The 12,166-nt window shown below is 51.1% G+C and carries 12 protein-coding genes; 5 read left to right on the top strand and 7 right to left on the bottom strand.

Features of this window, described 5'->3' with window-relative positions; all coding sequences use genetic code 11:
• Positions 1–16: 16 nt before the first annotated feature.
• Positions 17–781: an N-6 DNA methylase gene (locus L977_RS10725; RefSeq protein ID WP_081987733.1), complete on the top strand. Its 765-nt coding sequence runs from the start codon at positions 17–19 to the stop codon at positions 779–781.
• 18 nt (positions 782–799) lie between these two features.
• Here L977_RS10725 and L977_RS10720 read toward each other — a convergent pair whose 3' ends face one another.
• Complete coding sequence (locus L977_RS10720; RefSeq protein WP_369794051.1) at positions 800–1,027, bottom strand: XRE family transcriptional regulator; 228 nt, start codon at positions 1,025–1,027, stop codon at positions 800–802.
• 783 nt (positions 1,028–1,810) lie between these two features.
• Between L977_RS10720 and L977_RS10715 the strand changes: the two genes are divergently transcribed.
• Together L977_RS10715 and L977_RS23165 are read left to right on the top strand one after the other, a co-directional pair.
• Positions 1,811–2,053 (top strand): hypothetical protein, encoded by a 243-nt coding sequence (locus L977_RS10715; RefSeq protein ID WP_022650012.1) that lies wholly within the window; start codon positions 1,811–1,813, stop codon positions 2,051–2,053.
• Between the two features lie 83 nt (positions 2,054–2,136).
• Complete coding sequence (locus L977_RS23165) at positions 2,137–2,703, top strand: DUF5983 family protein (RefSeq protein ID WP_052192621.1); 567 nt, start codon at positions 2,137–2,139, stop codon at positions 2,701–2,703.
• A 91-nt stretch (positions 2,704–2,794) separates the two neighbouring features.
• Here L977_RS23165 and L977_RS10705 read toward each other — a convergent pair whose 3' ends face one another.
• A complete protein-coding gene (locus L977_RS10705; RefSeq protein ID WP_047625726.1) occupies positions 2,795–3,103 on the bottom strand; it encodes a hypothetical protein in 309 nt (102 codons plus the stop codon).
• Between the two features lie 230 nt (positions 3,104–3,333).
• On the opposite strand from L977_RS10705, the gene mobA reads away from it, so the two are divergent.
• Both mobA and L977_RS10695 read left to right on the top strand, forming a co-directional pair.
• Positions 3,334–3,669: a plasmid mobilization protein MobA gene (mobA, locus tag L977_RS10700; protein WP_047625725.1), complete on the top strand. Its 336-nt coding sequence runs from the start codon at positions 3,334–3,336 to the stop codon at positions 3,667–3,669.
• Between the two features lie 21 nt (positions 3,670–3,690).
• Positions 3,691–6,390 (top strand): relaxase/mobilization nuclease domain-containing protein, encoded by a 2,700-nt coding sequence (locus tag L977_RS10695; RefSeq protein ID WP_047625724.1) that lies wholly within the window; start codon positions 3,691–3,693, stop codon positions 6,388–6,390.
• A gap of 66 nt (positions 6,391–6,456) precedes the next feature.
• On the opposite strand, the gene L977_RS24500 is transcribed toward L977_RS10695, so the two are convergent.
• The 5 genes from L977_RS24500 to L977_RS10675 all read right to left on the bottom strand — a co-directional run bounded on the left by L977_RS24500 (position 6,457) and on the right by L977_RS10675 (position 11,886).
• The gene (locus tag L977_RS24500; protein WP_133147680.1) at positions 6,457–6,660 is read right to left on the bottom strand and encodes a hypothetical protein; all 204 of its coding nucleotides are present in this window, start codon (positions 6,658–6,660) and stop codon (positions 6,457–6,459) included.
• Between the two features lie 133 nt (positions 6,661–6,793).
• Positions 6,794–7,063, bottom strand: a complete 270-nt coding sequence (locus L977_RS10690) for a hypothetical protein (RefSeq protein WP_022650007.1) — start codon at positions 7,061–7,063, stop codon at positions 6,794–6,796.
• Positions 7,064–7,136: 73 nt separating this feature from the next.
• Positions 7,137–9,437: an F-type conjugative transfer protein TrbC gene (gene trbC / locus L977_RS10685; protein WP_065189805.1), complete on the bottom strand. Its 2,301-nt coding sequence runs from the start codon at positions 9,435–9,437 to the stop codon at positions 7,137–7,139.
• Positions 9,438–9,440: 3 nt separating this feature from the next.
• Positions 9,441–10,697, bottom strand: a complete 1,257-nt coding sequence (locus L977_RS23160; RefSeq protein ID WP_154299600.1) for a thioredoxin fold domain-containing protein — start codon at positions 10,695–10,697, stop codon at positions 9,441–9,443.
• Positions 10,678–11,886: a secretion/conjugation apparatus DotM-related subunit gene (locus tag L977_RS10675; protein WP_047625723.1), complete on the bottom strand. Its 1,209-nt coding sequence runs from the start codon at positions 11,884–11,886 to the stop codon at positions 10,678–10,680. The genes L977_RS23160 and L977_RS10675 overlap by 20 nt, the downstream gene beginning before the upstream one ends.
• Positions 11,887–12,166 lie beyond the last annotated feature (280 nt).

The raw sequence follows: 12,166 nt of genomic DNA, 5'->3' as shown, positions 1-12,166 counted from the left end.
AGCCGCCCGCCCTGTCGTGCAGGCGGCTCCGGCTGTCCAGTCCGAGCCAGCCCTCCCGCGCCTTATCAGCATCGACACCGCGCGTAAGCAGTTTATCAGTCTGTTTAACCAGACTGCCCGCCACCTTCACCGCTGGGATGTATTCAGCGATTTTGTCAGACTTGCCGCGAGCGAACTGGATATTGCGCGGGTGAGAACGCCAGAGAACGCGGAAAACTGCCGGAAGGTCTGCGCGCGATACGACGCTGACGATATCCGCAATTTTCATGAGTTGTTCCGCCTGATGGTGTGTGCGCTGGAGGCTAAATTCCATGACTTCATCGGCTCAATTTTTATGGAGCTTGAGCTGGGATCGGGAGGTATGGGGCAATATTTTACCCCCTATTCTGTCCAGTCAATGATGGCCAGAATGCTGGTTTCCGGCATTAAAGAGACGGTCACGCGGGAGGGTATCGCGACGATAAGCGATCCGGCCTGCGGTTCGGCAGGAATGATTATTGCCTATGCTGAATGTCTGCTTGAGGCTGATATCAATCCGTCCGCGCACCTGTTCGCCAGTTGCATCGATATTGATCCGGTTGCTGCCGATATGGCATTTATCCAGTTGTCTCTTTTGGGGATTGCGGCGGAGGTGGTGACAGGGAACACGCTCACGATGCAGTTCAATCGTGTACGTTATACGCCTGTTTACTATCTCAACGACTTTGAAGCGAAGCTGAACACTCAGCGCAGACTTAAAGCCATGATGGACTTTATGCGCGATATATCGAAAGCCGCCTGATAAGGACAGGGGAGGTGCTCAGCGCCTCCCGATGAGTCCAGCTGCGCCGGTTAGTGTCTGGATCATGGTAATTATCTTTTCTTTGGTGGTTTTCCGGTGTCCGAAGGAAGGAACAGCAGCAGCGATAGAAAGTGTTACGGTTGCCAGCTCTACAACCCGCGATACCTTTTCCGACTTCTCGTAAACTTTCCATGTTCGCAGGCTGACTCCAAGCTCTTCGGCAGCCCTGTCACTGCTCCAGTTCATACCTTTTCGCCATAAACGAAGTTCGTAACCCGTCATTTTCTGATACCTAAATAAGTGCAGATTCTGCACTTATTTTAGTGTTTTTTTTGTGGAAAAGTACATATGAAAAAAGTGCAGATTCTGCACTTTTATGGATTTTTTTTGTGGATTAATTTGATGCTAAATGACGACGAAAAGCATGTTGTCAGGACTGACATCTGGGTACCTTCGGCTCCCCGTCGCTGCCGGGTCGTCGCCTGCACTTCGCGTGGTGGCCGTACGCCCACCGCGCTACGCGGAGCCGCACGCGTCTCCGTCCTGACGGATAGCAAGCGATACCTGAACCTATCCCGCTTGCAGCTGCCGTTCCGGCAGCGCCGCTCCCACTGACCGCCACGGCGGCCGCAAGGGAACGCCGGAATAACCGGCGCCTTCTGCCGTCCTGTCCGTTTCTGCCGTGAAAGCCTTTCATTACTTATGCACTCTGACAGAGCGCCTCTGTTCAGCAAGGGACGCTGACGCTTTCCGTCCAGATTTTTTCTCGCAGGCTCCAAATAATCTGTCCTTCACCCCTGCTTTCCATCGTCACCCTGTCAGGGCATTAGCGTAATGAAGGCATTTCCCTCATTGCAAGAAAACGGAAAAGGACGACGGCAGAAAAGGCCGGATGGCCTGCAAGATTTGCGTCGTAAGACGCGCAGGATATTGCCGGAAGACTGGCAATAAAAAAGCAGGGCGGGTGCCCTGCCTGTTTACACGGGCTGCTGTAACAGCTCGTTATCACAATGACTCTGAGGAGGCACTATGAAAGACCAGTTCATCGTCGCATGTCGCGAATACTTTGTAAAGGAGAGGGTAAAAACACGTCATCCACGGAAAATCCGTGAAACGTTGAAACCAGACGCTATCGCGCCACATCTGAAACAACTGGGGACATCACTTGTCCGTTGTGGGCGTATTCATAAACCGATCCATATTCCAGCACTTAACGGGGCTGAATGGGATCACGTCCTGAGTACACTTGAGCTTTCCCGCGCGTACGCCTGATAACCACCGCCCTGCAACGGGGCGAATTTTCATAAAAAACAGTGCCGGAGTATTATCCGGCACATTTTTGAAAGGAATTGAACATGCCTCACTACATATCCCGTGCGCCTCATGGCGTCGCCTGTATCCGTCTTGATAACGGTGATGAAGCTCTCTTTGTGAATGGAGAACTGATTTCCTCATGTACAGCCAGTGAACTTTATCCGCGTATTATTGCCTCAGGGTTGAACCTGTCGACGGCACTTAGCTTGCCATTTAAACAGCTTACTGCTCAGGTTCCTGATAACCCTAAATGGACATGGGAGGATGTTACTGCATCGCTAGGATGGGGACAGCGTACTGAACTTAATCACAAAGTTTTGCGTTCTGTTCTGGAATGTAGTCTGAGCCATATTACGCGGAGGGATAGCGAGATTCTGAGCGAACTATGTCACGCCGAGTATGAAAGCGAATGGATCCATGAATCCGATCTGGGTTACATCATTCGTGTTGATGCCGTCAGTTATCCGCTTCTAGTTCTGAAACGTCATGGTATTTCAAAAGCGGCGAGAATAGTGATTTACACTGCCATGATAAAGGCTGACATCAGCATGGTTCATTTTACTTCATGGGGAGAAATGCTGGCAGACGTTCCGACGTTTGAATGGTAATTTCTACATCATCTTCCTTCTTACCAGGTTGAAAAAATAATTCATCCTGGTAAGAAAAATATCAGTACATCACATCTTCAGGATGCAGGAATTATTTCGTTGGTGATGACGAACTTCCTGCCGTCGACCTGCGATTTTTACGGGCTGGTTTGTTTTTATCAGCATCACGAACGATTTCACGAAGTGCTCTCTCACTGATTTCATACCCCGTGGTTTTTAGTGTCTCTTTAATGTCTGAGACCGTGTAACCTTTGGTCTTGACCAGTGCTAACAGGTCATCACGGATTGCATCCAAAAATTCCTTTTGTGATTTGCGCTGAGGTGTCAGATCCGGTAAACCAGCCAGAGCAACCTTTGCCAGCTCGATATCTTCATCTGAATAAAACGCCTTCTTACTCATCTTCTTACCCCTTTCAGAATATTGTCATCCAAATCATAACATTGACCACTAAAAAGTGGCAGTGCTCCGCACTGCCTATGCCGTCAAATCGCCACTAGGCGAAACAGCCAGCGAAGCGTATAATGGCTTAAAAGACGGGACAGGATGTGCATTTGTAATACCGCGCACGCACGATATTACAAATGCCACCTGGTCAGGGCTCCGCCCCGACACCCGAGTAAGGAGCACACATGAGCGACAAAGCATCCCGAAGGGGAAGTGATAAACGGCAGAAAACCGTAATCAAGACCCTGAGATTCACGCCGGATGAAATCGAACAGATTGAACAGAAAGCGGAAGCAGTGGGGCAAAGCGTATCGGCTTATATCCGTAACGCAGCGATGAACAGAAAGATGATTTCACTCATCGACGACAGCTTTATGACCGAGCTTTTAAGGCTGGGGAGACTGCAAAAGCATCTCTTTGTTGAAGGGAAACGAGTGGGGGATAAAGAGTACTCCACGGTCCTTGTCGCAATAACAGAACTGTCGACCACGCTCAGAAAAAAACTCATGAGTAACGATTAGCACGGAGAGAAGAACAACATCATGATCCCGGTTATTCCACCGAAACGACAGGACGGCAAGTCCTCCTTTGGGGACCTGGTGTCGTACGTTTCTGTTCGTGATGAACCGCGCGATGATGATTTAATGGAAGCCGTGAAAGCTTCCGGAACAAAGCCAGAAATGCCGCACAGCAGTCGCTTTTCCCGTCTGGTTGACTACGCTACTAAACTGCGCGATGAGTCGTTTATCTCGCTGGTTGACGTGATGCCTGACGGCGGGGAATGGGTGAATTTTTACGGTGTGACCTGTTTCCACAACTGCACATCAATTGAAAGTGCAGCTGAAGAAATGGAGTTCTCCGCACGTAAAGCGAAGTTTGCCCACAACAAAAGCGACCCTGTATTCCACTATATTCTGAGCTGGCAATCGCACGAAAGCCCGCGTCCTGAACAGATTTACGATTCGGTCAGCCATACACTTTCCCGTCTCGGTTTAGCGGGCCATCAGTTCGTTGCTGCCGTTCACACTGATACAGATAACCTCCACGTTCACATCGCTGTAAATCGCGTACATCCGGAGACTGGTTATCTTAACCGTCTTGCTTACAGCCAGGAAAAACTGAGTAAGGCCTGTCGTGAACTGGAGCTTAAACATGGGTTTTCACCTGACAATGGTTGCTATGTGATTGCCCCTGATAATCGTATTGTTCGTCGTACTTCTGTTGAACGCGATCGTCAAAGTGCCTGGAAACGTGGCCGTAATCAGAGCCTGAGAGAATATATCGCTGACACGGCAATAGCTGGTTTACGGGAGTCACCGGTGACCGACTGGCCTTCTCTCCATCAGCGTTTTGCGAAAGAAGGTCTGTTCCTGACAAAGGAGAGCGGCGAGCTAAAAGTGAAGGACGGCTGGGAACGTGAACGTCCTGGCGTTACGCTTTCTGCGTTTGGACACGCCTTTGATACCGATAAACTTATTCGTAAACTGGGTGAGTTTGTTCCTCCTGCACAGGACATTTTCACGCAAGTTCCGGCTGTCGGCCGCTATGAACCAGACAAGATTATTATGCCGTCTCGCCCTGAACGGATGACAGAGAAAGAATCCTTATCCGACTATGCGATCGCACGTTTACGGGCGCCGCTGATTGCACTTGATCAGGATCCAACGCAGCGAACCATACAGTCAGTGCATACGCTTCTGGCACAGTCTGGACTGTATCTGAAAGAACAGCATGACCGTCTGGTAATTTGTGACGGGTATGACTCAACGCGTACACCTGTCAGGGCGGAACGTGTGTGGCCTGCGCTAACGAAGGCTATTCTGGACTCGTATAAAGGAGGCTGGCAGCCGGTACCGAAAGACATTTTCCAGCAGGTTCCCCCTGCGGAACAGTTCACCGGTGGCGGTCTGGAAGCCACTCCAGTTTCCGATCGGGAATGGCGAAAACTGCGAACAGGTTCGGGCCCGCAGGGGGCGCTGAAACGTGAGATTTTCTCTGATAAGGAAAGCCTCTGGGGCTATGCGGTTTCACACTGCCGTCAGGATATAGAGATGCTGATCGGTAGTGGTGAATTTACCTGGGAACGCTGTCATGAGCTACTGGCGCGTCAGGGTCTGTTGCTGATGCGCGAGCAGCAGGGCCTGGTTGTGATGGACGCTTACAATCACGAACAGACCCCTGTAAAGGCCAGCCACGTTCATCCTGATCTGACGCTTGCGCGTTCGGAACCCCATGCTGGTTCGTTTGTTTCGGTGCCGGCAGACATCTTTGAACGTGTTAAGCCGGTCAGCCGTTACAATCCGGAACTGGCCGTGAGCGACCGCGATATTCCGGGTATGAAGCGTGATCCTGAATTGCGTCGCCAGCGTCGCGAAGCGCGCGCAGCTGCGCGAGAAGATCTGAAAGCCCGTTATGCAGCCTGGCGGGCTAACTGGCAGCGCCCTGATTTGCATGGCCGTGAACGTTACCAGGCGATTCATGACGAATGCAGGATGCGTAAAGCGCGCATCCGCATCGAACATCGTGACCCTCTGGTGAGGAAGCTGCATTATCATATTGCAGAGCTTCAGCGCATGCAGGCACTGATTGCGCTGAAAGAAACCATGAAGGCTGAACGAGCTGAGCTTATCGGGCAGGGGAAATGGTATCCGCCGTCTTACCGGCAGTGGGTTGAAGCTGAAGCGGTGAAAGGTGACAAGGCTGCGATATCGCAGCTGAGAGGATGGGATTACCGGGATCGTCGTGGTAATACGGTGAAATCCACAACAGACAACCGATGTGTCGTTATCTGTGAGCCAGGCGGAACGCCGATGTACTCCGGTGTTCCTGGCCTGCGGGCTTCACTTAAGAAGAACGGTCGCGTCCAGTTCCGCGATCCGGAGACAGGCCGCCATATTTGTACCGACTATGGCGACAGGGTTATTTTCCGGAACAGTGGCGATTACGATGCGCTTAAGCGGGATATGGTCAAAGTCGCGCCGGTTCTCTTCAGCCGTTCTCCGAGCGTCGCGATGGCGCCGGAAGGGGATAATGAACAGTTCAATACAGCTTTTGCCAAAATGGTGGCATGGCACAATGTGAACCACCGTGATGAAGGTGAATACCAGATCTCGCGACCGGAGGTCGACCAGGTGCGTGTTGAAAGCGAGATGCGCTTTGCTGAAATGACGAATCAGGGGAGTAATACAGAAGCTGTGCGCAATGAGTCAGGACCAAACTGGAAACCACCTTCACCGTTATAAGCATTCGGGGACCAGATGGAATTTAGCCCGCAGATAAGAAATAAAAAAGGCCGCAAATGCGGCCTTTTAAACTTTTAGAGGATGTTTTATGTCATAACAAGCGACAATGCCCGTGACTACATGGAACGCAAGCAATACATAGGCAAAGCCGCATGATGTCCAGAAAACAGCAAAACTATCATCAGCACCTATGAAAGAAGCGAAAATAAAGAATAACTGAAGTGAGCAACCTGCAATAGATAAAACCAGTGTCTGTTTAGGAATGTTCATTCTCTGCCCCCTGTTTTATCAATCATACTTATCAATTTCCCGTACTGCCAGCAGAACGGGATAGTGTGAATCTGTGCCCAATCCGGAGGGTAGTATAATCAGGTCAAAAAAAAGGCCGCTTTCGCGGCCTTATTTAGTTGAATGCGATGCGTGGGACTAATTCCCATTCAGCATGGTCTTTCTTTAAAACACATTTGTATTCAGAACCATCATGCTTTATCTGCAACCCAACAGTATAAAGCTTCTCGCCATCGGAGCAGGCGTACACCTTCTGCTGGTTCGTGAGGAGGATGTTACGGATTTCAGTCAGTTGCGCCACGGCATCGGTGTCGATAACGGGCTGGGGCGCTGCAGCGGCAACGCATGAAAAACCAAAGAGGGCGGCAAATAGTAGCTTCTTCATTTCATTTCCTTCAGTTCTATATCATTTTGTTTATCGGCAGCGGTTCCTGAAACAAGACAATTTTTTTGAACTATCACTCTGGCCACTCCATATCCGGATGTGGTGAATCAGGCAGTTTCGGGGAGATAGATGGCTCGTTTCGATATCTGGAAGGAGGAATATAAGCCGGCTGCGGGAGTGTCAGCGTTCTCAGTATCGCATCTGGTGCGAGCTGAATTTCTTCAGCGCTTACTTGCGTCGGTTCCGATTCAGGCTTATTAAGCGTGATGTACCGTATTGTACGTTCCGCCATAGTGGTTGTTCTGATTACCTCCAGCGCTTCTTCCCAGAGGTTTTCTTCCCGTCCACGGTGGTCCGTATCATATTCAGTCATCAGATTATGCGCTTCCTGGCGATTGGCCAGACGCTGCTGAAAGGTATCGATTATCTTCCAGGGTTCAGCTTTTGCCGCTTTACGCCGACGCGAGGGCTTTTCTGTCAGAACACCAATGATTTTGCTGACGTTCTCCGGAGCCGGAAGACGGCGCTGCGCTGTTCGTGGAACAAGTTTACGTAGTTGCTTAAGGTTCGGAGGGTTAATCGTGATGTATCGGTTGATAATGACGGGTGCATTGCACGTTTTGTCCTGCGGCTCGATGTAGAAGGATGCTCCCGGAACCGGATCGCCCTGAAACACCGTGTAGTTCTCACCTGGCTGCAATTTAATCAGATCCTGCACATTGATTTTGTTCTCCATCTGAATATTGATGTGGTCGCCATCGATCCAGGAGGTACCAATGATACCGTCACGCCGTTGCAGACTGACCATGTTCGCCCGGGCTTCCTGTCCTGCGGCATTAGTGATTGTCTTTGCCGTTTTATCATCACTTACGATTTTACCCGCAACCTTAGTGCCGGCGTTTTGCATCAGGGTGGCAACGTTTGTGGCTGAGGTCTGGCTTTCAATGCGCTCCTGGTCCTGACTCATCATGACGATAGAAAAGTCCAGGGAACGTACCTGTGTGGCCTGAACGGCAATACGCTCGGTATAATAGGCTCCCACCTCGTCGAGATAGTTCATGTAGGGGAAGGGGCCTTTGTATTTGGTGATTTCGAGAGCTTCGGAATCTAGCCCTTCCAGACGATGTCCCAGGTCCCGGGCCAGTATCATGCTCTGCTGGGTAACAAACATTCTCCCCAGTGCAGAGGTTGTGTGCTGAGAGGTGTTCATTGCCGGGATAAGGACCAGGAGTATCCGGTCGCTGTGAATGCTGTCGCGAATATCAATGTCACCGGCATCCTCAGCGAAGATATTACCGAACGTTTCCGTAAATGTGTTGAAGGTTTCCAGAAACTGCCCAGTCAGGTAGCTGTGCTGCTTGCGCGGCTCTTCTGTCCAGGCTGAAGGCTGGCGAACGGTGGCCATATCGAAACCCGGTACGTCTACCAGATAATTATAGAGCGGAGAGACAGCTTCCTCTGGCCATTGATCGTCTATGGCACGGCAGTAAAGCTCTGCCAGTTTCTCCAGTGGCATAAACTCGCGCAGCAGCTGCAACGACATGGTTTTGTTTTCACGGACGCAGTAGAACTTTGTGCCAAAAACCAGCGCCTTGTTCATTGCAATTGCTCTGGACTGCCATTCTCCCCCTTGTACGTTGGTCGGCAGCATTGATTGCATCGTCTCAGCAACAAAGGCCTCAGTGCTATAGCAGAAGGGGTTCCACTGGTGAGACTGTGGCCGACTTTTATCACCGTTGTGGATCATCTCACTGCGGGACATGCCGCTATTCATGAAGTTGATGTACTCCACATCATCCTCACGCCCAAAGCGGCGGGCCAGGTAGTAGCAGGTGCGCGCCGTGTCGTTCTGCGCCTTGCCGTCAACAAAGGTGAAGCCCCGACCCCAGCAAAATGAATTGAGCATCCACGCATAGATGGTTTCGGTTTTGCCTCCACCGGTCGAGGCAAAGAACATCACATGACGGGTCAGGTCATCAATGGTGAGCCAGAGTTCGCGTCCGATATCATTCATTCGCCTGTAGCCGAGATAGAATATTCCCTTACCTTTACTTTCCTGCGTTGTTTCATACTGAAACAGTGAGGGGAACCTTCTGAACAGGCTGCGCCGTACCTTCCGGTCTTCAGAGGGGTCTACTTTATTCAGGTGGACAGGCATTCGCATGGGCATACGCCAGCGGTGTGTTCCAAAGCTGATGCTGGCCACGATGGCCAGCAAAAGCAAAAGCGGTATGGCGAGTGGCCAGATAAACCCCGCCACCACACTTCCTGCCATAATTGCGGCATACAGCAGGTGGTCGCGCAAAAGCTCAAGAACAGGGGAGTTCCAGGCATTGCGCTTCATGAGCGCCTGGTTAACGGGCGTATAATTCATGGTTTACTCCTGGATACTGAGGGAACTCACAAAGCGGTCGACCTGTTCTGGTGACATTGGATCTGTAATTTTCAGGAAGTGATCAATTTTATCCGGCGCGGTCAGCATGCCCGTTGCCAGGCGAATGCCAGTGTCAGTCAGCACTGTCGGCGTACCTGAAAAACCAAAGGTGCGGAAGCCAGTATCGTTTACGGCTACTACGGCCTGAGCCGACGCGGAACAGTCTGAGCTCATCTGTGGAGGTGTTGTCTGTCCCGGAACCAGCATACCTGCGTCCGGTCGGAAAAGATCACTCCATGCAACAGCACGAGCTGTCTGGTCCTTCTCGCATAAAACCGGAATGATCTTCTCTACAGCATCGCCGCCGTCATTCACGACTGATACAGGGAATACAACAACGTTGTAACGCTGCGCCAGCTGTTCGATTGCCGGCTCCATACTTCTGCAGACCGCACAGGTTGGATCGAGGAATGCGTACAGCGTACGCTCATGCCCGGTTGAGAGCTGGATGGTGAACAGACCGCGATCGGTACTGCGCTTCAGTATTTCCACCATCTTCTGTCGCGCTGGCTGTTCCGTCGCTTCTTTTTTTACTGATGTGGTTGACGTTACCGCTGCCGGTGCTGTTTTCAGGGCTTCAGAAGGCGAAGCCGGTAAGGATTTATGACTTTCCTTCATAATATTCTGCATGTTGTCGGATTCAGCCTGGGCAGCCTGAATGACTGTATTGCCTGCCGCCGGGTTGGCTGGCTCCTGAACAGCAACAGTCTGCCGCGGCAGGGCCGGTGCGATTGCGCCTGGTTCTGCCGGGATAGTCAGTGTCTGGTTTCCCACATTGAGTGAGAAATGGTTATCCGCACCCAGGAGCCATAACGAAGATGCTATCAGCGCGCCGCTCACAAACAGGGCAAGGGACTTAATACGGCGTTTCATTATTGCCTTACTCTGGGTTTTGAGGTGTCGCGCTATGGTGTTGAAGACTTCCGCCGCATCGTGCATCGGGTCATCAAGAAGTGTCACGGCTTCTGCTGAATATGGATAAAAAGCGATGAGCTTTTTATCGTGGATGGCCATACGCTGAGGCTCACGAAAGGTGAACAGGGCCTGAGGAACACCATGTCCGTGTTGATGTAAAACCACAATGGTGTCGTTACAACGAAAGGTGGTGTAGGTGCTTTCCAGCGACATAATGAGACTCCAGTAGACAGTAAGATAATTAGCGTCAGAAATGAGCGAAATTTCAGAAGATGAGATCGTCATCGTCACCCGGGCGAGTGATGACGTCTTCCGTGAGTGACCAGTTGGTCCGGATGCGACGCCTGCGGTCGCGGTCTGGCTGAGGTTCGTTCCAGATTAGCCCCAGAGACAGCATATCGATGCGCAATCCCTCAATGGCTTCATCGACGCAGGCTTGCGGGCAGGGGAGGCCAAGTCGGATAGCCTCGCTCTCGGTGCGGGCGACGGCGACGATACCTGCACCTTCAATAAATCCTTTGGTGGTGTTTGCCCGGTGCAGGGCATAGAAGAGTGGGCGGTCTACCCCCTTTAGCCATAGCCAGTTAGGTGGTGTCAGCCGTAAATCATGCGCGTACAGCCAGACCAGACCACTTCTGACGTAACGGTGCTCACGCAACCACTGTTTCGCGCCTTCGCTCTGGATGACGCGCTTAAAAGCGGTTCTCGCCAGCGCATAGACCGGAACTGAGAATTTCCCCTTATCACGGCGGCTTTTTATCCGACAGGAGCGGTTCAGGACATCCATTAATTGACGTGCGGCCGGTCGGTCATCCAGGAAATACTGAAGGCCGAATATTGCGAATAATGCCTTTTCATGAGGGGCGAGACTTTTCCATCCATTAAGTGGACGCCCCAGTTGGGCCATAAAAACAGCCCTGCAGCGGGCAACATCGAGCTGCATATTACTGATGAGTTCATGCTCTTCAGCGAAACCCTCAGGGCTTTGTGCCGGACGTCTTTCTGGACGACGTTTATCAAGCAACAGGCGACTGGAATCCCCCTCATTAAGAATGGGGGCAATTGCAGGGGAAATGGTTTCCATAGCGAAGGGCAGCGTGCTGATATTGAGTACCCGTCGCGTTTGCCAGTTTCGTGCAGGATGGCATAACCAGCTCCACAGCGAAGCGGTAGACAGGGGAATGAGGAATATCATCAGGATCACCGTCGTTTGCTTCATCACGTTGATCCACTGATCGTAAGTGATGTTTTCGGCATTGTTGGCGGTGACGGCCAGCAGGTTATAACGCGGTGCGGCCCAGGTGTGGAAGGGGCCAAAATCAGCCATGCCCCACAGGGTATGCAAAATGAAACATGACCAGTACACAAACTCAGGCAAGAACAGCCATGCAACAAGCAGAAGCATAATGCCCAGGATGGCGAGGGCTCCAAGAAATTCAAGCGGGTCAGTCGTTCCCGCGCGAGCGGATGTCATGGAAAAGCTCCCTAAATAAAAACGATGAAGACTAACTGAATAAAAGAGGGCAGCAGAGCCCGAGCTTACGAAAAGTTAGCAAGCGTATTTACTGGTGATAACGGCAGGTGAAATTATATTGATTGGTCAAATATTAGATTGTTGAGGATCTGATACGGATCTCCTTTGTTTTAGTGAGGGCCATTAATAAGATGGGTTGTGGTTTTTATTATCATCATCTGTTTTAAAGTGAATTTTCAGAGCGATGATCTGCGTTAATGAAATCAATGAAAATAGCCGG

The organism is Enterobacter sp. ZOR0014, from assembly GCF_000798855.1.
Classification (GTDB): Bacteria; Pseudomonadota; Gammaproteobacteria; order Enterobacterales; family Enterobacteriaceae; genus Enterobacter; species Enterobacter kobei.
Note: the sequence above shows the minus strand (reverse complement) of the source record. Positions and strands in the feature narration are given on the sequence as shown.